Source organism: Brevibacillus sp. HB1.3 (assembly GCF_013186635.1).
Lineage (GTDB): Bacteria > Bacillota > Bacilli > Brevibacillales > Brevibacillaceae > Brevibacillus > Brevibacillus brevis_D.
In genome coordinates this window covers 660,388-687,319 of record NZ_JABMIT010000002.1, presented here as the reverse complement: position 1 = coordinate 687,319, position 26,932 = coordinate 660,388, and the positions used below count along the sequence as shown (strand labels likewise).

27 protein-coding genes and 12 tRNA genes are annotated in these 26,932 nt (G+C 46.5%); 20 read left to right on the top strand and 19 right to left on the bottom strand.

Annotation, left to right across the window (positions count from 1 at the left end):
* Positions 1-7 precede the first annotated feature (7 nt).
* The 18 genes from HPY31_RS07820 to dnaA form a co-directional block, all read right to left on the bottom strand.
* Positions 8-94, bottom strand: a tRNA-Leu gene (locus HPY31_RS07820).
* 32 nt (positions 95-126) lie between these two features.
* Positions 127-202 (bottom strand) — tRNA-Lys (locus HPY31_RS07815).
* 8 nt (positions 203-210) lie between these two features.
* A tRNA-Gln gene (locus HPY31_RS07810) sits at positions 211-285 on the bottom strand.
* Between the two features lie 18 nt (positions 286-303).
* Positions 304-388 (bottom strand) — tRNA-Tyr (locus HPY31_RS07805).
* 47 nt (positions 389-435) lie between these two features.
* Positions 436-511: transfer RNA gene (locus tag HPY31_RS07800), tRNA-Thr, on the bottom strand.
* Positions 512-525: 14 nt separating this feature from the next.
* Positions 526-601 (bottom strand) — tRNA-Phe (locus tag HPY31_RS07795).
* A gap of 35 nt (positions 602-636) precedes the next feature.
* A tRNA-Asp gene (locus tag HPY31_RS07790) sits at positions 637-713 on the bottom strand.
* A 25-nt stretch (positions 714-738) separates the two neighbouring features.
* A tRNA-Val gene (locus HPY31_RS07785) sits at positions 739-814 on the bottom strand.
* A gap of 33 nt (positions 815-847) precedes the next feature.
* Positions 848-921, bottom strand: a tRNA-Glu gene (locus HPY31_RS07780).
* Positions 922-928: 7 nt separating this feature from the next.
* Positions 929-1,004 (bottom strand) — tRNA-Asn (locus HPY31_RS07775).
* Positions 1,005-1,021: 17 nt separating this feature from the next.
* Positions 1,022-1,097, bottom strand: a tRNA-Ala gene (locus HPY31_RS07770).
* Positions 1,098-1,142: 45 nt separating this feature from the next.
* Positions 1,143-1,219: transfer RNA gene (locus HPY31_RS07765), tRNA-Ile, on the bottom strand.
* 220 nt (positions 1,220-1,439) lie between these two features.
* Entirely contained in the window at positions 1,440-3,365 is a 1,926-nt protein-coding gene (gene gyrB, locus HPY31_RS07760) for a DNA topoisomerase (ATP-hydrolyzing) subunit B (RefSeq protein WP_172139852.1), read from the bottom strand.
* Entirely contained in the window at positions 3,365-3,652 is a 288-nt protein-coding gene (gene remB, locus HPY31_RS07755; protein ID WP_007720118.1) for an extracellular matrix regulator RemB, read from the bottom strand. Before remB ends, gyrB begins: the two co-directional genes overlap by 1 nt.
* 11 nt (positions 3,653-3,663) lie before the next feature.
* Positions 3,664-4,782 (bottom strand): DNA replication/repair protein RecF, encoded by a 1,119-nt coding sequence (gene recF / locus HPY31_RS07750; protein ID WP_012683787.1) that lies wholly within the window; start codon positions 4,780-4,782, stop codon positions 3,664-3,666.
* A 16-nt stretch (positions 4,783-4,798) separates the two neighbouring features.
* Complete coding sequence (yaaA, locus tag HPY31_RS07745; RefSeq protein WP_012683786.1) at positions 4,799-5,014, bottom strand: S4 domain-containing protein YaaA; 216 nt, start codon at positions 5,012-5,014, stop codon at positions 4,799-4,801.
* 32 nt (positions 5,015-5,046) lie between these two features.
* Positions 5,047-6,186, bottom strand: a complete 1,140-nt coding sequence (gene dnaN / locus HPY31_RS07740; protein WP_172139850.1) for a DNA polymerase III subunit beta — start codon at positions 6,184-6,186, stop codon at positions 5,047-5,049.
* A 207-nt stretch (positions 6,187-6,393) separates the two neighbouring features.
* Entirely contained in the window at positions 6,394-7,755 is a 1,362-nt protein-coding gene (gene dnaA / locus HPY31_RS07735; protein ID WP_172139848.1) for a chromosomal replication initiator protein DnaA, read from the bottom strand.
* A 583-nt stretch (positions 7,756-8,338) separates the two neighbouring features.
* On the opposite strand from dnaA, the gene rpmH reads away from it, so the two are divergent.
* The 16 genes from rpmH to HPY31_RS07655 all read left to right on the top strand — a co-directional run bounded on the left by rpmH (position 8,339) and on the right by HPY31_RS07655 (position 23,547).
* Positions 8,339-8,473: a 50S ribosomal protein L34 gene (gene rpmH, locus HPY31_RS07730; RefSeq protein ID WP_007720125.1), complete on the top strand. Its 135-nt coding sequence runs from the start codon at positions 8,339-8,341 to the stop codon at positions 8,471-8,473.
* 160 nt (positions 8,474-8,633) lie between these two features.
* Entirely contained in the window at positions 8,634-9,602 is a 969-nt protein-coding gene (locus tag HPY31_RS07725) for a nucleotidyltransferase domain-containing protein (RefSeq protein WP_172139826.1), read from the top strand.
* 140 nt (positions 9,603-9,742) lie between these two features.
* Entirely contained in the window at positions 9,743-10,123 is a 381-nt protein-coding gene (rnpA, locus tag HPY31_RS07720) for a ribonuclease P protein component (RefSeq protein WP_015894104.1), read from the top strand.
* Positions 10,124-10,127: 4 nt separating this feature from the next.
* Positions 10,128-10,352, top strand: coding sequence for a membrane protein insertion efficiency factor YidD (gene yidD, locus HPY31_RS07715; RefSeq protein WP_205669431.1), 225 nt, complete (start codon positions 10,128-10,130; stop codon positions 10,350-10,352).
* Positions 10,353-10,391: 39 nt separating this feature from the next.
* Positions 10,392-11,150, top strand: a complete 759-nt coding sequence (yidC, locus tag HPY31_RS07710) for a membrane protein insertase YidC (RefSeq protein WP_016739366.1) — start codon at positions 10,392-10,394, stop codon at positions 11,148-11,150.
* Positions 11,147-11,776, top strand: a complete 630-nt coding sequence (jag, locus tag HPY31_RS07705) for an RNA-binding cell elongation regulator Jag/EloR (RefSeq protein ID WP_015894101.1) — start codon at positions 11,147-11,149, stop codon at positions 11,774-11,776. The genes yidC and jag overlap by 4 nt, the downstream gene beginning before the upstream one ends.
* A 286-nt stretch (positions 11,777-12,062) precedes the next feature.
* Positions 12,063-13,439: a tRNA uridine-5-carboxymethylaminomethyl(34) synthesis GTPase MnmE gene (gene mnmE, locus HPY31_RS07700; RefSeq protein WP_172139824.1), complete on the top strand. Its 1,377-nt coding sequence runs from the start codon at positions 12,063-12,065 to the stop codon at positions 13,437-13,439.
* Positions 13,440-13,454: 15 nt separating this feature from the next.
* Positions 13,455-15,353 carry a tRNA uridine-5-carboxymethylaminomethyl(34) synthesis enzyme MnmG gene (gene mnmG, locus HPY31_RS07695; RefSeq protein WP_172139822.1) on the top strand — a complete coding sequence of 633 codons (1,899 nt, stop codon included), beginning with the start codon at positions 13,455-13,457 and terminating at the stop codon, positions 15,351-15,353.
* 11 nt (positions 15,354-15,364) lie between these two features.
* A complete protein-coding gene (rsmG, locus tag HPY31_RS07690; protein WP_172139820.1) occupies positions 15,365-16,081 on the top strand; it encodes a 16S rRNA (guanine(527)-N(7))-methyltransferase RsmG in 717 nt (238 codons plus the stop codon).
* 650 nt (positions 16,082-16,731) lie between these two features.
* The gene (locus HPY31_RS07685) at positions 16,732-16,968 is read left to right on the top strand and encodes an MgtC/SapB family protein (protein WP_253901712.1); all 237 of its coding nucleotides are present in this window, start codon (positions 16,732-16,734) and stop codon (positions 16,966-16,968) included.
* Positions 16,969-17,605: 637 nt separating this feature from the next.
* Entirely contained in the window at positions 17,606-18,460 is an 855-nt protein-coding gene (gene noc / locus HPY31_RS07680; RefSeq protein ID WP_172139818.1) for a nucleoid occlusion protein, read from the top strand.
* A gap of 505 nt (positions 18,461-18,965) precedes the next feature.
* A complete protein-coding gene (locus tag HPY31_RS07675) occupies positions 18,966-19,724 on the top strand; it encodes a ParA family protein (protein ID WP_015894094.1) in 759 nt (252 codons plus the stop codon).
* On the top strand, positions 19,721-20,566 hold the full coding sequence (locus tag HPY31_RS07670; protein ID WP_172139816.1) for a ParB/RepB/Spo0J family partition protein: 846 nt from the start codon (positions 19,721-19,723) through the stop codon (positions 20,564-20,566). The genes HPY31_RS07675 and HPY31_RS07670 overlap by 4 nt, the downstream gene beginning before the upstream one ends.
* Before the next feature lie 15 nt (positions 20,567-20,581).
* Entirely contained in the window at positions 20,582-21,736 is a 1,155-nt protein-coding gene (locus HPY31_RS07665; protein WP_172139814.1) for an aminotransferase class V-fold PLP-dependent enzyme, read from the top strand.
* A gap of 30 nt (positions 21,737-21,766) precedes the next feature.
* On the top strand, positions 21,767-22,480 hold the full coding sequence (locus tag HPY31_RS07660; RefSeq protein ID WP_172139812.1) for a DUF554 domain-containing protein: 714 nt from the start codon (positions 21,767-21,769) through the stop codon (positions 22,478-22,480).
* Positions 22,481-22,647: 167 nt separating this feature from the next.
* Positions 22,648-23,547, top strand: coding sequence for a diacylglycerol/lipid kinase family protein (locus tag HPY31_RS07655; RefSeq protein WP_172139810.1), 900 nt, complete (start codon positions 22,648-22,650; stop codon positions 23,545-23,547).
* 90 nt (positions 23,548-23,637) lie between these two features.
* On the opposite strand, the gene yyaC is transcribed toward HPY31_RS07655, so the two are convergent.
* The gene (yyaC, locus tag HPY31_RS07650; protein ID WP_015894089.1) at positions 23,638-24,243 is read right to left on the bottom strand and encodes a spore protease YyaC; all 606 of its coding nucleotides are present in this window, start codon (positions 24,241-24,243) and stop codon (positions 23,638-23,640) included.
* Positions 24,244-24,457: 214 nt separating this feature from the next.
* Here yyaC and HPY31_RS07645 point away from each other — a divergent pair, with 214 nt between their 5' ends.
* From HPY31_RS07645 to HPY31_RS07630, 4 genes are all read left to right on the top strand, one after another.
* Positions 24,458-24,739, top strand: a complete 282-nt coding sequence (locus HPY31_RS07645) for a putative Se/S carrier protein (protein ID WP_172139808.1) — start codon at positions 24,458-24,460, stop codon at positions 24,737-24,739.
* Entirely contained in the window at positions 24,736-25,611 is an 876-nt protein-coding gene (locus HPY31_RS07640; protein WP_016739380.1) for a mechanosensitive ion channel family protein, read from the top strand. The genes HPY31_RS07645 and HPY31_RS07640 overlap by 4 nt, the downstream gene beginning before the upstream one ends.
* A gap of 15 nt (positions 25,612-25,626) precedes the next feature.
* Positions 25,627-25,836, top strand: a complete 210-nt coding sequence (locus tag HPY31_RS07635; RefSeq protein WP_007720174.1) for a DUF951 domain-containing protein — start codon at positions 25,627-25,629, stop codon at positions 25,834-25,836.
* A gap of 114 nt (positions 25,837-25,950) precedes the next feature.
* Complete coding sequence (locus HPY31_RS07630; protein ID WP_172139806.1) at positions 25,951-26,730, top strand: Ig-like domain-containing domain; 780 nt, start codon at positions 25,951-25,953, stop codon at positions 26,728-26,730.
* The last annotated feature ends 202 nt before the right edge of the window (positions 26,731-26,932 follow it).

Genomic DNA, 26,932 nt, shown 5'->3' with positions numbered 1-26,932 from the left:
TATTTGTTGGTGCGGTCGAGAGGACTTGAACCTCCACGGTGTTGCCACCACTAGAACCTGAATCTAGCGCGTCTGCCAATTCCGCCACGACCGCATATGACATTCAATCTCTCGCTTTTTAAAAACTGGTGAGCCATGAAGGACTCGAACCTTCGACCCTCTGATTAAAAGTCAGATGCTCTACCAACTGAGCTAATGGCTCTCGAAAAATGGCTGGGGTACTAGGATTTGAACCTAGGAATGACGGAGTCAAAGTCCGTTGCCTTACCGCTTGGCTATACCCCAATAGCCATGAAGTAAAGATGGTGGGGAGAGACGGATTCGAACCGCCGAACCCGGAGGGAGCAGATTTACAGTCTGCCGTGTTTAGCCACTTCACTATCTCCCCAAGCTTGTCCTTCAAAAGCAAAGCTTATTCAACTTTCAAAGAAAAAGTGGTGCCGGCAATAGGACTTGAACCCACAACCCCCTGATTACAAGTCAGGTGCTCTACCAATTGAGCTATACCGGCGTGTTTTGTATAAATGGTGGCTCGGGACGGAATCGAACCGCCGACACGAGGATTTTCAGTCCTCTGCTCTACCGACTGAGCTACCGAGCCTCAAGCGTAATTGTTTCGCCATCGCTTGAGAAAAATGGCGGAGCTGACGGGACTCGAACCCGCGACCTCCGGTGTGACAGACCGGCGTGAACTCCAACTTCACCACAGCTCCATGTAAAACATTCAGTTGTTAAAAGTGGTGGAGGCTGACGGGATCGAACCGCCGACCCTCTGCTTGTAAGGCAGATGCTCTCCCAGCTGAGCTAAGCCTCCAGAACTCCTGCGATAGCAGGACGTTTTGCTAGGTGACCCGTAGGGGATTCGAACCCCTGAATGACAGCGTGAAAGGCTGCTGTGTTAAACCGCTTCACCAACGGGCCATTTGAATGGCTCCTCGGGACGGACTCGAACCGCCGACCGATCGGTTAACAGCCGATTGCTCTACCAACTGAGCTACCGAGGAATAATAGTGTTTTAGAATGGTGGAGCTGAACGGGATCGAACCGATGACCTCCTGCTTGCAAGGCAGGCGCTCTCCCAACTGAGCTACAGCCCCATCCTAACGCTTCCGTGACACGCTTTGTCATGTCAGTTATGTAAGTGGTGGGCCTAGGCTGACTCGAACAGCCGACCTCACGCTTATCAGGCGTGCGCTCTAACCAACTGAGCTATAGGCCCGTAATTACTTCCGGAACTTTAATCTATCACACTTTCAAGTTCATTGCAATAGAAAATTTGATTTTTTTTATTGTGTGGGTGAACTTTTTTGTGAAAGACGAGGTTAACAAAAGCAAAATCTATTATAAGTCATGTTCATCGTATATTTCAAATGTATTTTTATATTTTCATTAAGAAAAAGCTTGCCCGGTAAAGGACAAGCTTTTTCTTCGTTCCCAATTTAAATATCTAGATCGCGTACATTTGCCGCGTATTGCTCAATAAACTCCCTGCGAGGCTCTACTTCGTCACCCATCAGCGTCTCAAACACCATATCGGCATCCATAGCATCCTCAAGATCTACCTGAAGCAACGTACGGACTTCTGGGTCCATTGTAGTCTCCCACAATTGATCGGCGTTCATCTCACCTAGTCCTTTATAGCGTTGGACGTTCGGCTTCGGTTGAGCCTTTAAGGTAGCGAGAACCTCATCACGCTGCCTGTCAGTATAAGCATAATGCAGCGTCTTCCCTTGCTTGATGCTGTAGAGAGGCGGCTGCGCAATATAAATATACCCCGCTTCAATCAACTGTTTCATGTAACGGAAGAAGAACGTCAGCAAAAGCGTACGAATATGCGATCCGTCGACGTCGGCGTCCGTCATAATAACGACTTTGTGGTAGCGTGCCTTTGTAATATCAAAATCTTCGCCAACACCCGTTCCCAAAGCCGTAATAATGGCACGGATCTCGTTGTTGCCGAGAATTTTGTCCAGACGCGCTTTTTCTACGTTCAATACCTTCCCGCGAAGAGGAAGAATAGCTTGGAAATGACGATCGCGTCCCATCTTCGCAGAACCGCCCGCAGAGTCACCCTCTACAATGAACAGTTCAGATTCGGATGCGTCCTTGGAAGAGCAATCCGCCAGTTTACCCGGCAAAGCACTTACTTCCAGCGCACTCTTGCGACGAGTCATTTCACGTGCTTTACGAGCTGCCTCACGGGCACGAGATGCCATGAGCGCTTTTTCCACAACTTTTTTGGCTACACCCGGGTTTTCTTCCATGAAGGTGTTAAAACGGTCACCGAAGACAGACTCGGTAATGCTACGCGCTTCCGAGTTGCCCAGCTTCGTTTTTGTTTGTCCTTCGAACTGAGGCTCTTGAATTTTTACGGAGATAATCGCGGTAATGCCTTCACGCACATCGTCCCCGGAAAGATTCGGATCCTTTTCCTTCAGGAAGTTAAACTTGCGGCTGTAGTCGTTGATAACACGCGTAAGAGCCGTTTTAAATCCGGTTTCGTGAGTCCCGCCCTCATGCGTGTTGATGTTATTGGCAAAAGAGTAGATGTTGCTCACGTAGCTGTCGTTGTACTGAAGGGCAACCTCCACGACAAGACCTTCTTTTTCCCCTTCGCAATAAATCACATCATCATGCAGGGCTTCCCGGTTTTTATTCAAGTATTCTACGAACTGGATGATACCGCCCTCGTAGTGGAAGGACTCTTCCTTCTCATGATCTGGGCGCGTATCCTTCAGCGTGATGCGCAACCCTTTGTTCAGGAACGCCAGCTCGCGAATACGTTTTTGCAAAATCTCGTACTCAAATACCGTTGTTTCGGTAAAAATAGTCGGGTCGGGCTTGAAGGTAACTTTTGTTCCCGTCTCTTCGGTCTCGCCCACAACAGCAAGATCGGCATCCGGTGCGCCTACTTTAAAGCGCATGTAGTATACCTGATTATTTTGTTTAACCTCGACTTCCATCCATTCGGATAGCGCGTTCACTACCGAGCTACCTACCCCGTGAAGACCGCCGGACACTTTGTATCCGCCACCGCCGAATTTACCACCGGCGTGCAATACAGTCAAAACGGTTTCAACAGTGGACTTCCCGGTTTTTTCATGAATGCCAGTCGGGATTCCTCGACCGTTATCGGTTACAGATACGGAGTTGTCTGGATGAATGACCACCAAGATCTCGTCGCAATAACCGGCTAACGCCTCGTCAATGGCATTGTCGACAATCTCCCATACCAGGTGATGCAAACCCCGGCTGCTGGTCGACCCGATGTACATGCCGGGACGTTTCCGAACTGCCTCTAACCCTTCCAGTACCTGAATCTGACTCGCATCGTAGTTTGTATCTTTCGTCGTCACTTGATCCACTACTCTGTCAACTCCTCCACTTCAGCTTGTACAAAGGGAAACTGATCCAAGCTGTCCACGAACTGAGCGCGTCGCTTCAGCGTCAGAGAAGAAATAGGTGAACAGTAAATGGCATTCTGGGTGATTACATAAGACTTCGTTTCTTCCTCGCTATGGTCAACAACTGTCTTACTTTTTTCGAGTAAGAACGCTTTATTGATTTTTGAGGATTTCACAGTCTGATGATCGAGGATGGAAATAACTTCCTTCGTGCTCACCACAGTATCTCCACCAATGTGAATAAACATCCCTGTATCCCCTACCTTTCTCCGGAGATTTTCCCTTCCCTCACGTAAAAACGAGAGGCTTGCTGGAGAACCTGATGCTTTAAGCCTTCCACACCTGTGGTACTTACAAACGTCTGTACTCGATCCTGAATGGTTTCGAGCAGCAATGTTTGCCGATGTTCATCCAACTCTGACAAGACATCATCCAACAACAGAACCGGGTATTCTCCCACTTCTTCTTTAATCAGCTCAATTTCGGCCAATTTAATGGACAGCGCACTGGTGCGTTGCTGTCCCTGGGAACCATACGTTTGCACATCCATGTTGTTCACTTTAAGTGAAAAATCATCACGGTGTGGCCCAATAAGGGTGCTCCCCCGCATGATTTCCCGGTCGCGAACCTCTTCGTAGGCAGCAAGCATTTTATCTACAGCCTGATCTATCGTCATCTCTTCTGTAACGGGCGATGAGTTAACGTAATGCAAAGAAAGTCTTTCCCTGCCATCGGTGATGCCGGTGTGGATTTCCTGTGCCCACGTCTCCAGCTTCCGAATGAACTCAAAACGCTTCCGTAACAATTTTACCGCTAAATCGGCTAATTGGGTATTCCAAATTGCCAGCATTTCCAGCGAGTTACTTTTTTTCATGGCCAAATCCTTTAAAAGCTGATTTCGCTGGGCCAGCACTTTGTTGTAATTGCTTAAATAATAAAGATACGTAGGTGAAACCTGACCGATTTCCATATCGATGAAGCGTCTGCGCTGGGCAGGTGCGCCTTTGACAATGGAAAGATCCTCGGGTGCAAACATGACGACATTCAATGCCCCCACATAGGCGCTCAGCTTCTGCTGTTCCATTCCGTTGATTTTGGCCCGCTTTCCCTTGGTTGTCAACTGCAGCTCTAAACGAACAGAACCGTAGCGACGAAGAACATCGCTACGGATCGTGGCATAATCGGCATCCCAGGAAATGAGCTCCTTGTCACGAGGCGTTCGGTGGGATTTGGCCAGTGCCAAAACATAGATCGATTCGAGAGCATTCGTTTTCCCTTGAGCGTTGTTGCCAATAAATAACTGAATGGGACCGTCAAACGACAGGGACATCGTTTCGTAGTTGCGATAGTTGGTTAGCGACAGGTTCTTGAGAAACAAGAATCACGCTCTCCTCTCAGGGGCGTACCACTTGATAGCGACCATAGCCTTCAATCGCCACTTCATCGCCAGGATATAGCTTGCGTCCACGTCTGTTGTCCAGCTCTCCATTAATTTGGATCGGAACCTCAGCCAAAAAAGCTTTGGCCATTCCCCCCGTGTCAATGATTTCAGCCAGCTTCAAAAATTGGCCGAGAGCAATATAGTCTGTGCTAATGGAAACCTCACGCATGGCTTGGCTCCTTTCTTTTACGTAAAAACATTTTAGTACGTACGAACCGGCAAAATCAGATGGAGCATCCAGTCATGATCGGTCGGACGAATCACAAAGGGACTCATCGGGCCGCTGAAGCTCGCTTTGATTTCTGGGCTATCAATTGCCCGCAGCGCATCGATCATGTATTTGGCGTTGAAGGAAATTTTCAATTCTTCGCCATTCATTGCTTTTGGCATCAAAATGTCCGTTACTTTCCCGATCTCAGGTGCATTGGACGTAATTTCGACGGTTCCATCAGGCATAGTAACGAGTTTGACTACGTTCGATTTGCCTTCGCGACTCAGCAAGGAAGCGCGCTCGATGGATTGCAAAAACTCCTTGGTGCTCACAGTGATCTCCGTTTTGCTGCCTTGTGGAATAATTCTGGTCGTGTCCGGATAGGTTCCTTCCAGGAGACGGGAATAGAACAGGATATGCTTGGACTTCACAAGAATTTGGTTGTCCGCAACAACGATATCCGCGAGATTTTGGTCGTCATCTAATATTTTTACCAATTCATTGCAGCTTTTACCCGGAACTACCACGTTGTGGAAAGAAAGATCTTCTGGGCATTCAACCATTGCAGTACGGCTAGCCAAGCGATGGCTGTCGGTTGCCACAAAACGCAGCTTGCCTTGATCAAGCGACCACATTAAACCGGTCAAGATCGGGCGCATTTCGGAAGTGGAAACACCAAAAACCGTCTGGCGAATCATTGCCTTCAGTAAATCACAGGGAACACTGAAGACTTTATCTTCTTCCAGATGCGGCAATTGTGGATATTCGTTGGCATCCATTCCGTTAATGGTGAACTCAGCTTGTCCGGAACGAATTTTGGTTGCGAGACGATCATCCACTTGAATATCGATTTCATTGCTTGGCAGCTTGCGCACGATTTCGCTGAAAATACGTGCAGTCAACACAATGCTACCAGGTTGATGTACGGTTACTCCCCATTCTCCGGCTTCTTCCAGCGGGATCTGAACTTCAATAGACACATCAGAATCGCTTGCTGTTAGTGTCAAGCCTTCGTCATCGGTTTTGATTTTAATCCCGGTCAAAATTGGAATCGTAGTTCTGCTAGAAACTGCTTTGCTAACATGTGATACGGCGTTCGATAGCTTTTCACGCTGAACGGTAATATGCATCGACGTGAGCCTCCCTCTCCGGCGCCATTATTTTTGGTTGGAATCTGCATAATGGCTGCGCCTTTATCATAACTTATTAGGATAGATCTTTTTAACAGAAGTAGTAATAGGGCCTGTGGATTTGTGGATATGTGGGTCCAGTACGTAAAAGAGAGCCTATACACATGTGGGTAAGTTGTGTATAGGCTTTTTGCGTTATGCACAGGTTCAATGGTTTGCTTTTAACTTTTCAATGAGCGACTGAATGGTTGTTTGCATATGAGGGTCATTTGCCAGCGCACGAGAGATTTTCTCATGGGCATGGATGACTGTCGTATGGTCACGACCACCAAATTCATCACCGATTTTCGGTAAAGAGGCATCCGTCAGCTCTCTGGAGAGATACATCGCAATCTGACGGGGGAAAGCAACGGTTTTTGTCCGTTTTTTCGCCTTGAAATCTTCTAGTTTCAGGCTGAACGCTTCTCCGACCGTTCGTTGGATGTCCATAATAGTAATCACGCGTGGGCGGGAGGAAGGGATAATGTCTTTCAGTGCTTCCGCTGCCAGCTGCGTGTCGATATCGCGATTAATCAAGGAGGAGTAGGCAACAACACGAATCAATGCGCCTTCCAACTCGCGGATGTTGCTGTCGATCTGGTTGGCGATGTACGCCATTACCTCATTAGGGATATCAAGATTTTCTGCTTTTGCCTTTTTGCGCAAAATCGCAATCCGCGTTTCGAGGTCTGGCGGCTGAATATCAGTAATCAGTCCCCATTCGAAGCGTGAGCGGAGGCGATCCTCCAGTGTCGGAATCTCCTTAGGAGGCCGATCGGAGGAGATGATGATTTGTTTGCTTTCTTCATGCAAGGCATTGAACGTATGAAAAAACTCTTCTTGTGTCGATTCTTTGCCTGCCAAAAACTGAATGTCATCAATTAAAAGAACGTCAACACTCCGGTATTTATTGCGGAATTCGACGGCTTTGTTGTCACGAATAGAGTTGATGAATTCATTGGTGAATTTCTCAGACGACAAATAGACCACTTTCGCCGATGGGTTGTGCTGAATGACATAATGGCCAATTGCATGCATTAAGTGGGTTTTGCCAAGTCCGACTCCTCCGTAAATGAAGAGGGGATTGTAAGCTTTTGCAGGAGCTTCAGCAACCGCAAGCGATGCGGCGTGAGCGAATCGATTCCCTGAGCCGATGACGAACGTGTCAAAGGTGTATTTGGGATTTAAGATGCTGGGTGGCTGGTCATCCGCGACTGCTGGCGGTTCACTCATTTTCACCCGTGGGGCAGGTTGTTCGTCAGCAAAAGCCGCATCAGGGTTTTGCATCGCGACGAACTTTACTTTCATATTGATACCCGTCACTTCATATAGTGTATCGGTAATCAGTTGTGCGTACCTGGTTTCTAGCCAATCACGAGCAAAGTCGTTTGGTGCGACGACGATCAGTGCATCCTCTTCTAATGTAGTTGCCTTTGTCGCCTTCAGCCAGGTATCAAAACTGGGTTTGCTTAGCGATTTTTCTATCTTGGCGAGTACTTTGCGCCATAGTTCGCTAATCGCTGCATCCAACCAGAATCCCTCCCTCTGGGCTATCCGAAAAATTGATGAAGACCGATCCATTATGATCGAGAAAAAGTGCAAAAACCTACGTTGTTGTGACCTAATTGTCAACACAGCCGTTAAGAGCGACTGTGGATAAAAAAAGTCGAAATATAGGGATTCCGCTCGTAGAAGTGAAAAAAAGCAGACGGTTATCCTCAATCCTGTGAGTAACGACATACACATAGGAAAGAATCTGTCCACAAACTTATCCACACCCTGTGGAAAAACCGATTCACGTATCGGAGTTATTCACGCTTCAAAACAAAAACATGATAACAGATATAAAGCGTGGTATCAATGGTTTTTTCATACTTATCCACAAACACAACTTCTGGTACTTGCCACATATTCACATCCCTATATTTTGTGTACAAGCTGTAGATAAACTTGTCGAAATCTGTTTTTGTGGATAAAATGATATCCACAGACCCGGGAAATAGTTTTATGGGGATATTTGCCTTGGTAACGAAATTCCACTGTTGCTTGACTTTTTAGGCATATGTTCTTATAATGCAAAAGAATGTCTTTGCAAGACGGAGGTGTATACGTAATGAAACCATCTTTCAATCCTAACAACCGCAAGCGCAAAAAGGATCATGGATTCCGTAAGCGCATGAGCACAAAAAACGGCCGTAAAATTTTGGCTGCTCGTCGTCAAAGAGGTAGAAAAGTTCTTTCCGCTTAGGCCACACTTTTAGTGGCCTTTTTGTTTGCTTACATATGTCTGAAAATTCTTTGTTGTCATAAAAAGAGGAAGGTTTTCTCCGATGTGGAAACCTTTTGGGGGATAATCATTACCTAGCTACCGAAATCCTGTTATTTATTGAAGAGATAGGAGGGGGCCGATGGAGGAGAGGAAGGACGTAACTGACTTTTTTGTATCGTTGGCACGCGAGTTTCTTGATGAATGGCCTGTAGCTGGCTTGGTATGTGCCTATGCTGGTGGATCTGTCGGGAGGGGGGAAGCGGACACCTACAGCGACCTCGATTTACACATCTTTGTGGAGGGAGAAGATGATCCTTCCTGTGAAAATCGTCTGTTTAAAGGGCATATGATACAGCTGCAGGTTCAATCTGCTCCTACGGATGAAGAAGTATACGAGAATCTGTGGGCATGGCGTTACCTTAAGGAAGCAAAGATTATTCTGGACCCAGAGGATCGTTTCATTTCCTGGATGAATGACATATGCGCGTATATGGATTCCCCGGCTGGAAAAGCGAAAATGTTCGCACAGGCAAAAGCGGAGGTAGAATCGTTCCACGAAGAGGCGCAGGCTGCCTTAATGGAAGGCTTTCCGTACTCCGCTTATTTGGCTGCATGGGCGGGATGGATTGGTGCGCTACAAATGAGTGCCTTTTTCCAGGGGTATTCATTGAGTGATGCACAGTTGTACCAGCTTCTACAGAAAGCAGGACGTTCGGACGGATTGGATGGCTTTTTTCTGGAGACATACAGGAGTAACCAGGATGTACAGGATGCACTTATGCTATTGGCCGACTACCGGACTCATCTACGGTCAATAAATAAGGGGATTGAGATTGCGCTGGCGGCTGAAAATGATTGGTTAGTAAAGAGGAAGGTTCAAAGATTGCAGGAGAGAAATCAGCTGGATATGGCCGGGTTTTTAATATTTTCTGAGGCGATTTGGTTATATCATAGTGTGGGTCTTGATGAATGGCTGGAGAATCATTGGGCGGATCTGCCTGCCAAGTTTTCCTTGTCCCTTCAAAAATTGGGCTTTTTCCAAGCAGATGGGAAATTGCTCGCTCACCTGCGCCATGCAAGTACAGAAATCATCGCGAAAATTGGCTGATGGTCTATATTTTTTACACCGAATTTTTGATTTTGTTCTAAACCGAGTATACTTAGGGAAAAAAGTGAACGAAACAAGGATATACTGGTAGATGCTGTTTACGTTTTCTACTATAATTGTGATGTTAGGGGTTGTTTACCTTGCATCGTTCACACCGGCTCAAAAAAAATGAGCAATTCCAAGCTGTGTTTCAACGAGGAAGTTCAGCGGCTAATAAGCAGTTTGTCTTGTATTCAGCAAAGCAAGAGGGACAAGCGGCTTTTCGCGCTGGGATTTCCGTCAGTAAAAAAATTGGCAATGCTGTTGTCCGCAATAGAGTCAAGCGGCTTATACGCGAAGCAGTAGCTCGAATGGAGTCTGATATCCCAGTCGGTCTCGATCTCGTCATCATCGCCCGTCCGGGTGTGGAAGCGATGACGCTTGAAGCCATTGAGCAATCTCTGTTACATGTGATGAAGCGAGCCAAAGTGATCAAACAGGCACCCGTACATAATGGAAAAAGAGATGGAAAAAGAGGGTGAAACGATGATGGTGAAGATCATGGTTTGGTTGATTCGGGGATACCAACTGATGATTTCTCCGTATAAACCACCTTCATGCAGATTCGCGCCCACCTGTTCCCATTACGCAATCGAGTCGATTCGTCGATTTGGAGCGTGGAGGGGAGGCTGGTTGGCCCTTCGTCGCATCTTGAAATGCCATCCGTTCCACCCGGGCGGGTATGATCCAGTCCCGGATCAGCACAAATAAGATTACCTCATATTGAAGCGGGGAAAAGGAGGATCACCCTTGAGTAGACGTACACTCAGCATTCTTATGCTGACTATGCTGGTTCTAGTTTTGTCGGGCTGTAACCCCCAAGCAGCAGCACCAATTGGCCCTGACGCAACCGGCATTTGGGACAAGTATTTTGTCTATCCACTGTCCTGGCTAATTAAAGAGAGCGCATTGATACTCGGAAACAACTACGGTCTGGGTATCCTAGTTGCAACGATCATCATTCGAATCATTGTGCTTCCATTGATGGTCAAACAAATCAAGAGCTCCAAGAAAATGCAAGAGATTCAACCGGAGATGCAAAAGATCCGTGAAAAGTACAAAAATGATCCACAAAAAGCGCAAGCGGAAACAATGGCTATGTTCCAGAAGAGCGGTGTCAATCCGTTGGCTGGATGCTTGCCAATGTTGGTACAAATGCCGATTTTGATCGCGTTCTACCATGCGATCATTCGTACGTCCGAGATTAACTCGCAAACGTTCATGTGGCTGACGCTGGGACAAAAAGACCCGTATTACATCTTGCCAATCATTGCTGCGATTACGACCTATTTGCAGTCCAAGATGATGGGTCAAGCAAATCAAGGAAATCCACAAATGCAAATGATGATCATCATGATGCCGCTGATGATTTTGGCGATTGCTGTCACATTGCCATCAGCGCTGTCTCTGTACTGGGTATACGGTAACCTGTTTACCATTGTACAAACCTACTTCCTGTATCGTGATAAAGGGAAAATGCCTACTCCTAAAGGGGGAGCCTCCAAGTGAAAAAGGTGGTAGCTACGGCAAAAACGATCGACGATGCTGTGCAAAAAGCTTTACTGGAATTGGGAGTGCCGCGTGAGCGGGCAACGATCCAAGTTCTAGAGGAACCAAGCAGAGGATTGTTTGGACTGATTGGAGCAAAGGACGCTAAAGTGCAAGTAGAATTTCACTTTGATCCGGTTGCACAGGGACGTGACTTTCTTCAAGACGTTTTGTCGAACATGAAGGTGAATGCCAAAGTGGAGACGCGTACAAATGAAGAGGGCATGCTGTTTGACATCCAGGGAACCAATCTGGGAATCATTATTGGCCGCAGGGGACAAACTCTTGATTCATTACAGTATCTCGTAAACGTCGTAGCGAACCGTCATGCGGACAAACATGTACGTATCACTCTGGATGCCGAAAATTACAGGCTTCGTCGCAAGGAAACATTGGAGCAGCTCGCAGATCGTGTGTCGAAAAAAGCGTTATCGACCAAACGGGATGTACGTCTGGAACCAATGTCTGCTGCTGAACGGAAAGTAATCCACGCCTTCTTGCAAAAGAGAGCGGATGTGGTTACCTTCAGTGAAGGAGACGAGCCAAATCGTTATATCGTGATTGCACCGAAAGAAGCCTCTCGCTAGGCTTCTTTTTTTTGCCTAATTTAAATGAGCAAGCGATGACATTTTGAACCATCTCGTCAAAAAGTTGTCCACTGTGGATAATTGACCAAATGGTTGAGGATTTGCGAAAATGATTATACTGTGGATAACCAAAATGGACAGCAACCTTGGAGATAGGGTTGCTTTTTCCTATTGTGTGTTTAGCAGATGGATTGGCTGCACTTTCTTTTGGAATTTTTCTAGACGATCTGTTATGCTAGTAAGTTAGTGGCTGACTTGTAAGAGTGGAAAGCTTGAGGTGAACAGCATGAAATTCGATACAATAGCGGCGGTCGCAACACCGATGGGTGAAGGCGGTATTGCCGTGATCCGGGTAAGCGGTACGGAAGCGATCGAAGTTGTGGATAAGATATATAAAGGAAAGCAGCAGTTGTCCACTGTGGACAGCCATACGATCCATTATGGGCACTTGTATGAGCCAAACACAGGTGAACGAGTGGAAGAGGTACTGGTTTCCGTAATGAAGGCTCCCCGTACATTTACGAGGGAGGATGTAGTGGAGGTCAACTGTCACGGAGGAATTGTTTCCGTTGAAAAGGTTCTGGAGTTAATCTTGGATAATGGAGCAAGATTGGCGGAGCCGGGGGAGTTCACGAAGCGTGCGTTCTTAAACGGACGTGTCGATTTGTCTCAGGCTGAGGCCGTCATTGATTTGATCCGGGCCAAAACAGACAGAGCGATGAAGGTCGCATTGAATCAAGTAGAAGGGAAGCTGTCCAGACTCATTCGGCAGCTGCGCCAAAACTTGATTGAAGCGATGGCCCATATAGAAGTAACATTGGACTATCCAGAGCATGACGTCGAGGAGTTTACACAAAATTTCTTGCGAGGAAAGTGCCTGGAGGTTAAAGGTGAAATCCAACGATTGTTGCAGACCGCACAGCAAGGAAAAATTTTGCGTGAAGGCTTGTCGACCGCGATTATTGGACGTCCGAATGTAGGGAAATCCTCTCTATTAAATAGTCTGGTTCAAGAGGAAAAGGCGATTGTAACTGACGTTGCGGGAACGACACGCGATGTCATTGAAGAGTATGTCAATGTGCGCGGGGTTCCTTTGCGACTTATCGATACCGCAGGAATTCGCGATACAGAGGACATCGTGGAGAAAATCGGGGTAGAGAAGTCCAGACAGCTGCTGCAAAAGGCTGACCTCGTGTTGCTCGTGATCAACTACAACGAGCCTCTCTCCGCTGATGATTACGCGATTTTTGAAGCAGCAAAAGGGTTCCATGTGATTGTGATTGTCAATAAATTCGACCTGCCGCAAAAAGTGGATTTGGAAGAGATCAAGCGTCATTTCCCTCAGCAGCCGTTGATTATGACGTCCGCGCGTGAGGAGACGGGGATCGATCTTCTGGAGCAGGCTATTGGGGAGATTTTCTTCAGTGGCCGTGTGCAGCAGGATGACTTGACCTACGTGAGTAACGCCAGACATATTCAACTGCTTCGTCAGGCAGAACGAGCCATGGATGAAGCGCTGGGTGGAATCGATGAGTTGATGCCAGTAGACATGATTCAGATCGACATTAAAAAGTCGTGGGAACTACTTGGTGAAGTCATCGGAGAAAGCGTCGGCGAAGATTTGATTGACCAGATTTTCTCCCAGTTCTGTCTGGGTAAGTGATTAGGAGGGCAAAAAATGAACGTTGTACCTGCATATGAAGCGGGCTCTTTTGACGTCATTGTCATTGGTGCGGGTCATGCCGGTGCGGAAGCGGCATTGGCGGCTGCACGTATGGGTTGTAGTACATTGCTGTTGACGATTAACCTGGATGCTGTGGCGTACATGCCATGTAATCCTTCCGTAGGTGGTCCTGCCAAAGGACACGTTGTACGCGAATTGGACGCGCTTGGTGGAGAGATGGGACGCAATACCGACAAAACCCATATCCAAATGCGTATGCTGAATACAGGGAAAGGACCTGCTGTGCATGCCTTGCGCGCGCAAGCAGACAAATTTGCGTATCAGCATGAAATGAAGAAAACGATTGAAAATACTCCGAATTTGATCCTGCGTCAAGCGATGGTGGAAGAGCTGATCGTGAACGATGGAGTTTGTGAAGGGGTTATCACGCAAACTGGGGCGCGATACATGGCCAAATCCGTTGTATTGACGACCGGAACCTATTTGCGCGGAAAGATCATCCTCGGGGATCTTCAATACGAAAGTGGACCGAATAACATGCGTCCGTCTATTCGTCTGGCACATCATTTGAAGGAACTCGGTTTTGAAATGACTCGTTTCAAGACGGGGACGCCACCGCGTGTTCACAGCAGCAGTGTGGATTTCTCCAAAATGGAGATTCAGCCTGGTGATCCGGTTCCACGTGCTTTTTCTTATGAAACAACGGAATTTATCATGGACCAGCTCCCTTGCTGGCTGACCTATACAAATGAAGAAACGCATGGACTCATCAATAGTAATCTGCATCGTGCCCCTATGTATTCGGGAATGATCGAAGGAACGGGCCCGCGTTATTGCCCTTCAATTGAAGATAAAGTAGTCCGTTTTAACGATAAGCCGCGTCACCAAATTTTCTTGGAGCCAGAAGGGCGCAATACCGAAGAAATGTATGTACAAGGCTTGTCGACTAGCTTGCCGGAGGATGTTCAGCTTTCCATGCTGCGCTCCATGGCTGGAATGGAAGAAGTCAAAATGATGCGCCCTGGCTATGCGATTGAGTATGATTCGATCGTGCCGACGCAGCTTTGGCCTTCTTTGGAAACCAAAACCTTGCCTGGCTTGTTCACAGCAGGACAAATCAATGGTACCTCTGGCTATGAAGAAGCAGCGGGTCAAGGTCTCATGGCAGGGATTAACGCAGCACGCCGCGTTCAAGGGAAACCGCCCGTTATTTTGGGACGGGAAGAGGCGTACATCGGTGTCTTGATTGACGACCTGGTTACAAAGGGAACGCATGAGCCTTATCGTTTGCTTACCTCTCGCGCAGAATATCGCTTGCTGCTGCGTCATGACAATGCGGACTTGCGCCTGACGGATATCGGCCATGAAATTGGTCTGATTAGCGAGGAGCGCTACCATCGATTTAACCAAAAACGCGAGCTGATCGAGCAAGAAAAAGAACGTGTAGCCAACACGCGCGTACGTCCTGAAATGGCACATGTTCAAGAGGTTTTGCGCAACGCAGGCTCTCCTGAGCTGACAGATGTCATCGAGCTGGCTCAATTGCTGCGTCGTCCGGAAATCAACTACAGCCACATTGCTCAAATGGTCCCGGCACCAGAAGCACTACCAGAGGATGTGACCGAACAGGTTGAAATCCAGATTAAATACGATGGCTACATCAAAAAGTCATTGCAACAGGTTGAACGGATGAAAAAAATGGAGGAGCGCCGCATCCCAACGGATATTGACTACCACCAAATCTCCGGTTTGTCCAAGGAATCCCGCGACAATATGACCAAAATCCGTCCGTTGAACATCGGGCAGGCGGCTCGTATCGCAGGGGTTACTCCAGCAGACATTTCCGTGTTGATGGTATATTTGGAGTACAAACGCGTGGGAGTAGCCGAGTAAGGAGAAAAGCTATGACGAAAGAACAGTTTGCCGAGGTACTTGCAGCCCAGGGGATTTCTTTGACGGATCGTCAGAAGGAGCAGTTTGATCATTTTTTCCGCCTGCTGGTGGAATGGAATGAGAAGATGAACCTGACCGGGATTACCGAAGAGGGGCAAGTGTACAACAAGCATTTTTATGATTCGATTACGCCGGCTTTTTACTTCCCATTTGACCAGGTGCAATCAGTTGTAGATATCGGTGGGGGCGCAGGCTTTCCAAGCATTCCTTTAAAAATTTGCTTCCCGCATCTGAAAATGACGATCATTGATTCCTTGAACAAGCGAATGAGCTTTTTGCAGCATGTAGCAAAGGAACTGGGCTTGGAGAACGTAAATCCCGTACATGGGCGTGCCGAAGATCGTGGGCAAGAAGCGATGTATCGGGAGAATTTTGATCTCGTAGTGGCACGTGCTGTTGCGAGACTCAATCTGTTATCGGAGTTCTGCCTTCCTTTTGCCAAAGTCGGAGGACACTTCGTCGCTCTCAAGGGAGCGGAGATTACTCCAGAGCTTGCTGAAGCGAAAAAGGCAATCAAGACGCTTGGTGGAAAGACGAGAAAGGTCGAGACATTCCAGCTTCTAGAGGAAGCGGGAGAACGCAATATCGTCATCATGGAAAAAATAGAAGCGACGCCGAAAAGCTATCCGCGTAAAGCAGGAGTTCCTGCGAAAAAGCCGTTAGTGTAGGAGTCAATCATAAGTGAGGTCGTAGCCACGTGCTGCGGCCTTTTTTCGTATGGAAAGTTTAAATCAAATTGTTCGTTTCTGATGAAATGGAAAGTATGTCTCAAAAGTAGTCTCTCAGGTTTCTTGGATCATGGAGTCTACAACTCGTACTAGTTCCTTCGAAAGAATGACATCGTGTGAGAGAGTGATTAGACGATGCAAGCAACAGTACTTTCTTCCTTTTTCCGTCGGAACTGCCGACCATATTGCTTTGACACTTTCTTGCTTTTCTAGCAGGTATCATTATGGGATGGGGCGTGAGAGAATTATAAAGGATGTGAGCAGGCAAAGAGGTGCTGGTTTTCGAAAGTATAGTCTCGTTTGTTTTGGTTCGTTTCTTTTTGGACTAGCCTCTATTTAACGTGAAAGAAAGTTTAAACTTTCTGGAGCGCATAACAAGGTACCTCAGCGTCCGCATCTGGCATAACCTCGGTAAAACATTCCGCAAAAACGCGGTCGCTCCTCTATGAATAGGCTTCGATAGAAGTTTTTTTACGGTTTTCTTCGAGTGACGTAAATCATGATCCTGGGAGGGTAGCTGCACAAATCGTGACGGGAATGAGATTTTTGGGGGAGGGATTATTAAATTTAATGGTACGGTAAAAGGCCTGATGACGGTGGCAGGGATGTGGGTTGCTTCAGCCATTGGTTTGATGTTCAATGCAGGGATAAATGTCGCTGCGATCGTTGCCGCGATTTTTCCGTATCTGATAGTAGCCGTTCATAGACTTTTTCCTCGATTGTTTTCTGTCACCAAGATTTCACATCCTATTGATGAGAGCATTGGAAGTGATGAGAGGCCAAATCACCGTGACGATCACAGTTTTTATGCCGAGGATCACGATTGATGTTTCACGTGAAACGTTTTTCGTTAGCAGGAATTGGGCGAATCTTGCAGAATTACATATATATAAATGAACCTGAAGAAAGCGTATAGGGAAAGAAGATTAGGTCAAAGGCAATTTTACAAACCGATCGGATGGGCAAGAAGAGTCTGTTAAGCAGTATGTACTATAGGGCTTGTGAAGCTTTTTTTAAAGAAGGTGCATGCTGTCCTTAACGATGTAAGAGGAGGACCTATGTTAAAAGAGTAGGACTGAACTCACTTACGACGCCAATATGCCATTTTTCCTTAGCAGCAACAATCAAAGAACATATTCAATCCGTCATATCCGGACAATGGATTGGCGGGGATAACAAAATGTTTCTAGAAAGATTCTGTCGTTGATTGGACAGGACCTTTTTCAGTTTCTAGGACGTATTCAAAAAGTTGTCTTTTCAGCACGAAGAAAGCGGTGAGAAGCTGAAGAAGGAGGAGCGGGATGTAGGGGAGCTACATGAGCACCTTACTTTCGAGAGTGAACGCTTGTATCGTTTTTGAGCAATCTTTCAGGATTACTTCGTGATCAAAAATGACTTTTTGAACACCTCTTCAAAGACTTTAAAATAGCACGGATGGAACGGGTAGAAGTGGGGGATTTTTCTATGGCAGTTAAAGATTCATTTTCTCGGATTTTTGGCTTGACGGACAAGACAGATAACGAAGAAATCAAACAAATACCAGTCGAGGAGATTGTACCGAATCCATATCAACCTCGTACTGTATTTGATGACGAGAAAATTGATGAGTTGTGTCAAACGATACGAACTCATGGGCTCATTCAACCGATTGTCGTGCGAGTTCGCGACGGTCGTTATGAATTGATTGCTGGGGAACGACGTTTGCGCGCAACTAGAAAATTGGGCATGGAGAGGATTCCTGCGATTGTCAAAGAGTTTAATGACTCGCAAACAGCCTCTATCGCATTGATTGAGAATTTGCAACGAGAAGGTTTGACAGCTATTGAAGAGGCAGTCGCATATCAAAAGCTGATTGATTTGCACAATTTGACGCAAGAGAGTCTTGCTCAACGTTTGGGTAAAGGGCAATCGACAATCGCAAACAAACTGCGCTTGCTCCATTTACCACAAGGAATTCAAGATGCCTTGTTGTCCAGACAAGTAACAGAGCGTCATGCAAGGGCTCTGATTCCGTTAAAAGATCCAGAATTACAAAATAAAGTCCTGTTGGAGATTTTGGAGCGGGAATGGAATGTGAAACAGACAGAAGTGCGCGTAAAGCAGCTTCTAGAACTGGCCGAGAACCCTAAATCGGAAAAAGATGCGAAGCCACGCTGGAAAGCATTCTCAAGAGATACGCGGATTGCGATTAATACTGTACGTCAATCGATCGATATGGTGATCCAGACAGGCCTACCTGTAGAAACAGCAGAAGAAGATCTTGATGAATTCTATCAATTCACGATTCGCATTCCAAAAAACAAGGAAACAGGGAAATAAGTGATCGTAACAAACAAGGCGACAAGGTCGCCTTTCTTTTTGGGCAAATACTGATTATTTATAGGAAAATGAGGCTTTCAGTACTATTTGATTTCCAAAAATATGCATTTTCTGTAAAAAGGCTAGGTAAATCTGCATTTTCGGGACAAAAATCAGGCTTTTTTGTCTCACTATCTTAAAAAAACAGCGTACGACCAAGCGGTAAATCTGATAACATGGAGAGTACCAACCGGTGCATGCTTGCAGGTTTACTCGATAATCAATGAGGATGACTTTGCAGGGGCTTTTTTCGTCTTATCATGTACAGGCCATGTAAAGGTACTGAATGGCAACGGACGAAGGAATTTGTATAAAAGATCATCGTTTTACAAGAATACGAGCAAATCGTAAATAGACTCGAATGACTAACTAGATGAGGATACAGAAGATGACTTTGAAAGACGTACTGGAGAGTGTACTGGTCAAGCCACAAGCTTTCCTACACGACAAAAAAGAGGTGGAGAAGTTGGGAAAAATCATTGCGGTTGCGAACCAGAAAGGCGGCGTCGGGAAAACGACTACGTCCGTCAATCTAAGCGCTTGTTTGGCCGCATTGGGGAAAAAGGTGCTGCTGGTTGATATTGATCCCCAAGGAAATGCAACCAGTGGGATCGGGGTAAATAAGGCAGATGTTAAGTACTGCATTTATGATGTCCTGATCAATGATATCAACCCTGTCGATGCGACTTTGCCAACTGAAATTGAAGGATTAATGATCATTCCTGCCACCATTCAACTGGCAGGTGCGGAAATTGAGCTGGTCCCTACGATTTCTCGTGAGGTTCGTCTGAAAAAGGCGCTGGAAGTTGTTAAGGACAAGTACGATTACGTCATCATCGATTGCCCGCCATCCTTAGGGATTTTGACCGTAAATTCTTTGACAGCATCTGATTCGGTCTTGATTCCAATCCAGTGTGAATACTATGCGCTAGAAGGATTAAGCCAACTATTGAATACCATTCGTTTGGTCCAAAAACACTTGAATTCGCAGCTTGCCATCGAAGGCGTCGTGCTGACGATGCTCGATGCACGTACGAATCTCGGTCTGCAAGTGATTGAAGAAGTGAAAAAATATTTTCAGGACAAAGTATACAAGACAATTATTCCTCGAAATGTACGCTTGAGTGAAGCACCATCACACGGACAAGCCATCATTACGTACGATCCACGCTCACGAGGAGCGGAAGTCTATACTGATTTGGCGAAGGAAGTGGTAGGGGTATGAGTAGAGGATTGGGAAAAGGGCTGAATGCGCTTATTACTTCCAATCTCATCGAAGAAGGGGAACAGGTAAAAGAGGTTTCCATCAATGAGATTCGTCCTAACCCTTATCAGCCCCGGAAAGAATTCGAGCAATCAGCTATTGAGGAACTGGCACAGTCAATTAAAGAGCATGGAATCATTCAACCGCTGATTGTTCGAAAAAGCATCAAAGGTTACGAGCTGGTAGCTGGTGAAAGAAGATTGCGTGCTGCAAAGGTAGCGGGGTTAAAAGAGGTTCCGGTAGTCGTAAAGTCGTACACAGATCAGCAATTAATGGAGATTGCCCTGATTGAGAACTTACAACGGGAAAATCTGAATCCACTCGAAGAGGCAGAGGCTTATGACAAGCTGATTTCTCACCATGATTATACGCAAGAACAGCTTGCACAAAAGATAGGGAAGAGTCGACCACATGTAGCCAACATGCTTCGTCTGCTGCAACTGCCAGAGAAGATTCGAAAAATGGTATCGGCAGCTGAACTATCCATGGGACATTCGCGTGCTTTGCTTGGGGTAACGGATAAGAAATTGCAACAACAGCTTGCAAATGACGTGGTGGAAAAAGGATTGAGTGTACGTCAGCTGGAAGAGCTCGTGAAGCAGCTCAATGTTTCACGTGAAACAAAAAAGAAAAAGTCAGCGAAAAATGAGCCAGTTTTAATCGAGATGGAGGAACGGCTACGCAGCCGTTTTGGGACATCGGTCAAGATTAAAAAAGGGTCAAAGCGCGGCAAGATCGAAATTGACTTCTATTCACAGGAAGACTTGGAGCGAATCATCGAAATGCTGAATATAGAGAAGTAAGTCCAGGAGGTAGTCATGGCGATCATCTATTTGGATAACGCAGCTTCTACATGGCCGAAGCCACCAGCAGTTAAAGAAATGATGGCGGAGGTCATCGAGGATTTTGCAGCAAATCCTGGCCGAGGTGGACATGCACTGGCGATGAAAGCGAGTAAAGCTGTATTTCGGACAAGGGTGCAAGTGTCGCGGTTGTTTGGGATTCAAAACCCGAATAACCTCTTTTTTTATCTCAATGCCACTCAAGCGCTTAATCAGGCGATAAAAGGGTTCTTACAAGCAGGCGATCATGTTATTTCTTCGTCTGTTGAGCATAATTCGGTTAGACGTCCCATCGAGTTCATGCGCAAAAACAACCAAGTAGAAGCTACTTTTGTAGAGCCAAGAGAAGACCATCAATTCTATGTAGAGGATTTTGCCCAGGCAATTACGCCCTCAACGCGGTTAATCGCTGTGAGCCATGCTTCCAATTTGACAGGTGTCATCCTGCCTGTTGCTGAACTAGGGAAACTGGCAAAAGAGCACGGAATTACGCTTTTGGTGGATGCTTCTCAGTCTGCTGGTGTTTTGCCCATTGATGTAGAGGCAATGAATATTCATATGCTTGCTTTTCCTGGGCACAAAGGGCTTTACGGTCCACAAGGTACAGGTGGTTTGTACGTGAGTAGTGATATTGACCTCGAGCCCTTGATTCATGGGGGGACAGGCAGTCAGTCTGAAGCCATTGATCAACCGACAACTCGTCCAGACCGATACGAAAGCGGGACACTCAATACGGTTGGTTTGGCAGGGCTGCAGGCAGGCGTTGATTTTGTCATGGAAAAAGGTGTGGACAACATTCGTCAGCACGAATGGGAATTGGTGAAACAAACGATCCTTGGATTGCAGCAAATCGAGGGTGTACATGTCTACGGACCGGGGATTGAGAGCGAACGTGTGGGCGTGGTTGCTTTTAATATCGGAGACGTGGATGCGGCGGAGGTATCGTTTATCCTGGATCAACAATACGGAATTGCGACCAGATCGGGTTTTCATTGCACGCCATTGGGTCACCAGACTGCCGGTACCGAACAACGTGGAGCCGTTCGAGCCAGCTTTGGAATTTTCAACTCAGAGAAAGATGTAGAAGCGCTTCATAACGCTGTTCGGGAAATAGCAGCAGCGTTTGTGTAAGGGTAAGGCATCTGTAGGGGGACAGCGCAAGTGATCTTGCTGGGAACATTGGTCAACGCCGGAGCAATCATCTTAGGAGCATTGTTAGGCAGAATGTTGAAGCGAATTCCGGAGTCGATGCGACAAACCGTCATGCAAGGAATTGCTCTGGCCGTATTCATATTGGGTATTAAAATGTGCCTGGGATCGGATAACTTTTTACTCGTGATTATCAGTATTGTGCTAGGAACAGTAATAGGTGAATGGATTGGGATTGAAAAAGGCTTAAACAATCTGGGGCTCTGGCTGGAGAGGAAAGTTGGGGGGAGCCAAGGCAGTATCGCCACTGGTTTTATCACGGGAACGCTGGTGTATTGTATTGGAGCCATGGCTGTACTCGGTTCATTGGACAGTGGTTTGCGCAACAACCACGAAGTACTGTTTATGAAAGCAATGCTAGACGGATTCTCTGCGATCATTTTCGCATCAACGTTAGGAATCGGCGTCATCTTTTCGGCAGTACCCGTGTTTTTATATCAAGGCATGATTGCGTTATTATCTACGAGCATTTACAGTGTGGTGAGCGAAACGATGCTGAATGCGATCCTGGTAGAAGTAACGGCGGTAGGTGGCTTGATGATTATTGCCATTGGGTTAAACGTTTTGGAGATCAAACAGATCAGGGTAGCCAACATGATGCCAGCATTAGTGATCGCAGCAGTCGGAGTTCCCTTTATTGATTGGGTTTCAAAGCTGTTTTCATAGTTGGCACAGAGGCTCTTCCTTCGGGAGGAGTCTTTTTTTATGAAAAATCAACTATCATCGATAAAAATAGCATGCGATAATATGATACAAAAACTTGATTTGCGAGCAAGGATGGATAATTGGGACGTGACAGTAGAGTACGCCAGCATGTTGGGGAGAGAATGATTATGTTGGGTGTTATCATCAATCCTGTATCAGGTAATGGCACAGGATTGAAAGTATGGAGGCAAATTGAACCGACGCTACGACGTCAGGGAACGCCTTTTCATGTCAGGTTGACATCTGGAGAGGGGGACGACGAGAAATTATCAAAAGAGCTGATACAAAAAGAGGGAGTAAAAAAAATCATTGCTGTCGGAGGGGATGGAACTGTCCGAGGCGTGATAAATGGGATATACGATTCGAAACAAGATTGTCGATTTGGATTGGTACCGGCTGGTTCCGGGAATGATTTTGCTCGCGGACATGGAATTCCGATGAAACCGTTACAGGCATTAGAGCGAATTCTGTCGGAAAAAGGGGAAAAGCGAATCGATCTGATTTTATTGAATGGGAAAGTAGCCGCGAATTCAATCGGGGCTGGATTCGATGCACAGGTAGCAAAGGTAACGGATCAAGCTGTGTACAAAGCTTGGCTGAATCAGTACAAGCTAGGAGCACTTGCCTACATTATATCGGTGATTCGCGTCGTATGTACGTATCAGCCACGTGACATCGTACTGAACGTTGATGGTCTTGAGGATCGTTTAGAGGCAGTCTGGCTAGTCGTCGCTGCCAATATTCCAAATTACGGAGGCGGAATGTTAATATGCCCCGATGCTATACCGGATGATGGCATAGCAGATATTTGCGTAGTAAGTGGTATGAGTCGGCTGGGATTGTTAGCTGCTTTTCCGAAAATATTCACAGGAGCTCACCGTCATCATCCGGGTGTCCGCTTTTATAGGGGCAAGCATGTAACGATACAAGCAGCGGGACAGCTACCTGTCCATGCAGATGGGGAAAGCGTAGCGCCAACACCGATCAGTGCCCAAGTGATCGAAAAGTGCCTGACGATTTATGTGTAAAAAAAATAGACCTGTCATCCGTTGAGGGAGAGAACAGATCAAAAAGCAAGTTTTCTAAAGAGGGATGGAACCTTTTGCAGAAAGAAACGGTCAATCATATAAGACACTATCGAATCGACTAGGCGTAGAAGCCAGTGTTACGGCTTTTGCCAGTCCGGAAGCTATGGTATCTGCCATGTTCATGACGATGGAGAGGCGGGTATTTTGAAGGACAAAATACTCCATGAATCCTCCTACGTTGACAATCCCGGTAATGTGGAAGGAACCAACAGGAGGCAGCTCTTTTTTAACACCAGCCCCTGGTTTTAGTGGACCATTCATCACATTGATGTTTCCGACGTGGCTAAATTGACCTAAACAGGCATCGACGGCAATAAGTGTAGCTGTCGGATGATTCGCCTGGATGAGCTCTAACTTTTCCTTGAGATTCATGGCGTGTACAGGATCCTCAAGCGTTCCGTACACTTGCAAAAAACGAGGTGACTGTGCGATGAGCTTGGTTCCTACTAATGGGCCTAGAGCATCACCAGTAGAACGGTCTGTCCCAATACATACAATGACAAGGTCGTCATCGAACCGATTTAAGCGAAAGCGCTGGGCAAGGTGACCGGCGAGATGCTCGTCTGCGTTTTCACTGCGGTATTCCACTTTAAAAGGTGGCAAAGAATAATCCTTGCGATTATCGGATGTACTCATGGAAACCCCCACTCTTGCCGACTTGGCTTAAACCAACCTGTAAAAGGTTATATAAAAGTATTCACAGTATCGTACCGATATGACATTTTTATACCTGCTAATGGGAAAGTTACGTAGGTTTTGAAAACTCAGCAAGGCTGGCATGCATGAAAACGAACAGGTAAAATAAGAGGAGCTTATAGCAGTTTGTGTGAAAGAGATGAGGGGGAGTGAAATGGGAGGAGAGACAGTGCTGATCGCGTTTGATTCCACGCAGCAAGCCTTGCGGGCAGAAATGCTGCTGGAGTACGAAGATATTGAGATCGATACAAGACCAACGCCAAAAGAAATAACGGCAGGCTGTGCCCTTTCCATTGAGTTCCCACTGTCGGATTACTTACGAGCGAAAGCGATCATGATGGAACAGCAAGTGGTAATACGAGGATACTTCCGTCAGTTTTTCGGCCAATATTGCGAGGTGGACGAAAGCGGGGAGCAGAAGGAGCGGGAGGAATGAAGCAAGCTGGTTTCTTTGAAAGAATTTATACCCAGGTACATGCGTATATGACAGATGCAGATATGTGGGTAAATATAGGGATGGCTGTACTGAAAATAGTCGCGATCATCCTGTTATCGCGAATCGTCGTTTCTGTTGTGCAATCAGGCGTAAATAAAGTGTTCCAGCATCGCCACGGAAGCAAGATTCAAATGGATCAACGCCGAGTGGACACAATGCGGGTGCTCGTCAACCATATCGTTCAGTACGGCATTTACTTTTTGGCGATTCTCATGATCTTGCAGCTGTTGGGCATTGATCTGCGCCCGGTTTTGGTAAGCGCAGGGGTACTGGGGCTGGCAGTTGGTTTCGGGGCGCAAAGTCTCGTGCGTGATATTATTACAGGATTTTTCATTATTTTTGAGGATCAATTTGCTGTTGGAGACGTTGTAACGATCAACAACTTGACAGGTACGGTGCAGGAGATTGGTCTGCGCATTACAAAGGTGCGAAGCTGGACGGGGGAGGTACATATCTTTCCAAACGGCACGATTAATCAAGTGACCAACTTTTCATTGCAAAATACGTTAGCGGTTGTCGATGTATCTGTAGCATATGAAGAAGATCTGAATCAAGTTGAGTCTGTGCTCAAAGAAGTATTGGCTTCAGCTAAGACAGAATTGACGGATATCGTAGCTGAGCCACAGATTTTGGGAGTACATGCACTGGGGCCTTCTGAAGTCATCATCCGGGTTACGGCTGAGTGTAAGCCGAACACACATCACGGAGTCAATAGAAATTTGCGTGCGAAGATCAGAACGGAATTAACCAACCGAGGCATTCAAATTCCGTATCCAAAAATCGTCGCGGTGTCTGGAAAGGGAACAGTGTAGAGAGGAGAAAGAGATATGGAACGCAAGCAATTTGGACTGGGGGATGTCGTGCAGATGAAAAAGCCGCATCCATGTGGCACGAATGCGTGGAAGGTCATACGCATGGGCATGGATGTGCGGATCAAATGTACGGGCTGCGATCATAGTGTGATGATTGGACGACTAGAATTTGAACGCAAGCTGAAAAAGATACTGATTCGCGCGGAGGAAGAACCGCAAGCATAGACCATATTTCTTTGATCAACCCCTCTGTCTTTTTCTACAATGCCTGTAAACGATGAAGCGACGCGCTTATATGCTTCAGGGAGCGGCTTTGTCGTTTTAGACGGGAGGGGTTCGATGAAAAAGATGAGTGTTCGGTGGTTGCAATGGGTAGTAATGCTTGCGCTTTTCCTACTTCCATCACAGGGAGTGTGGGCAAAGTCGGTGAACGAATGGGGAGTGAGAATATCCCCGGCTGACAAATCGGCGGAAATAGACCCGAATCAAATCATTACACTGACGTTTTCGGGGCCGGTTTCGTTAAAAAATGGGCAAGAGCTCTCCGACAAGTCTGGTCTCTCGATTATTTCGCTCACGGACGCGAAAAAAAAGAAGGTTCGTTTTACGGTGAAGTGGAACAAAACAGATCGAAGCATGACCATTGATCCGGAAGGAAATCTGGAAGCAGGGGCGTCCTATCGAGTTAGCTTGCTGGCCAAAAAAGTGAAGGATCAGCGAGGCAATTTGAATCCAGAGCTAGTTAGCACGTTTCAAACGAAAAAACCTGTGGATAATATCGCTCCACAAGCAGTCATATTGCCCGGTCACGGGGCTAAAAATGTAAGGCTCCAGGATAAAGTGACACTCCAGTTTGCAGAAGAGATTACTTTGGTTGATGGTGGAGCCCTATCCAGCAAAACGGCTGGGCCATTAGTTCGTGTAACAGATGAAAAAGGGACTGTCGTTCCGCACACAATTACATGGAACAAAAGCAAGCGGATGCTGTCTGTGAAGCCAAAAGGAAAATGGCAGCCACATACGAGATACCAGGTAAGTCTCATTGCGGGTTTGGTTAAGGATACAGCAGGTAATTTAAATCAAGCGCAGTGGATAACTTTTCAGACCGGGTCGAAGTAATTCAAGCATGTGGGTAAAAAAAGGATGCACCAATTGAGGCGCATCCTTTTTCCTTTTGTACGATCAAATGTATCTCCCGGTGATGGTACTTAGGTTATGACTGATCATTATCCCCAGGCTGCATTGCCTTGGCTATGATCTATGTGGAATTGGAGAAGGTAAGGCTGCTGAGGATGCAAGCTTACCTTCAGATAGGCTGGAT

What these genes read in the sequence shown, in the direction of transcription:
- remB (WP_007720118.1), bottom strand. Translation starts at nt 3,652, where the DNA reads ATGTTTATTCACATTGGTGGAGATACTGTGGTGAGCACGAAGGAAGTT.
- yaaA (WP_012683786.1), bottom strand. Translation starts at nt 5,014, where the DNA reads ATGCGTGAGGTTTCCATTAGCACAGACTATATTGCTCTCGGCCAATTT.
- dnaN (WP_172139850.1), bottom strand. Translation starts at nt 6,186, where the DNA reads ATGCATATTACCGTTCAGCGTGAAAAGCTATCGAACGCCGTATCACAT.
- rpmH (WP_007720125.1), top strand. Translation starts at nt 8,339, where the DNA reads ATGAAACCATCTTTCAATCCTAACAACCGCAAGCGCAAAAAGGATCAT.
- HPY31_RS07725 (WP_172139826.1), top strand. Translation starts at nt 8,634, where the DNA reads ATGGAGGAGAGGAAGGACGTAACTGACTTTTTTGTATCGTTGGCACGC.
- yidD (WP_205669431.1), top strand. Translation starts at nt 10,128, where the DNA reads ATGATGGTGAAGATCATGGTTTGGTTGATTCGGGGATACCAACTGATG.
- mnmE (WP_172139824.1), top strand. Translation starts at nt 12,063, where the DNA reads ATGAAATTCGATACAATAGCGGCGGTCGCAACACCGATGGGTGAAGGC.
- mnmG (WP_172139822.1), top strand. Translation starts at nt 13,455, where the DNA reads ATGAACGTTGTACCTGCATATGAAGCGGGCTCTTTTGACGTCATTGTC.
- rsmG (WP_172139820.1), top strand. Translation starts at nt 15,365, where the DNA reads ATGACGAAAGAACAGTTTGCCGAGGTACTTGCAGCCCAGGGGATTTCT.
- HPY31_RS07685 (WP_253901712.1), top strand. Translation starts at nt 16,732, where the DNA reads ATGACGGTGGCAGGGATGTGGGTTGCTTCAGCCATTGGTTTGATGTTC.
- noc (WP_172139818.1), top strand. Translation starts at nt 17,606, where the DNA reads ATGGCAGTTAAAGATTCATTTTCTCGGATTTTTGGCTTGACGGACAAG.
- HPY31_RS07670 (WP_172139816.1), top strand. Translation starts at nt 19,721, where the DNA reads ATGAGTAGAGGATTGGGAAAAGGGCTGAATGCGCTTATTACTTCCAAT.
- HPY31_RS07665 (WP_172139814.1), top strand. Translation starts at nt 20,582, where the DNA reads ATGGCGATCATCTATTTGGATAACGCAGCTTCTACATGGCCGAAGCCA.
- HPY31_RS07655 (WP_172139810.1), top strand. Translation starts at nt 22,648, where the DNA reads ATGTTGGGTGTTATCATCAATCCTGTATCAGGTAATGGCACAGGATTG.
- yyaC (WP_015894089.1), bottom strand. Translation starts at nt 24,243, where the DNA reads ATGAGTACATCCGATAATCGCAAGGATTATTCTTTGCCACCTTTTAAA.
- HPY31_RS07645 (WP_172139808.1), top strand. Translation starts at nt 24,458, where the DNA reads ATGGGAGGAGAGACAGTGCTGATCGCGTTTGATTCCACGCAGCAAGCC.
- HPY31_RS07640 (WP_016739380.1), top strand. Translation starts at nt 24,736, where the DNA reads ATGAAGCAAGCTGGTTTCTTTGAAAGAATTTATACCCAGGTACATGCG.
- HPY31_RS07635 (WP_007720174.1), top strand. Translation starts at nt 25,627, where the DNA reads ATGGAACGCAAGCAATTTGGACTGGGGGATGTCGTGCAGATGAAAAAG.
- HPY31_RS07630 (WP_172139806.1), top strand. Translation starts at nt 25,951, where the DNA reads ATGAAAAAGATGAGTGTTCGGTGGTTGCAATGGGTAGTAATGCTTGCG.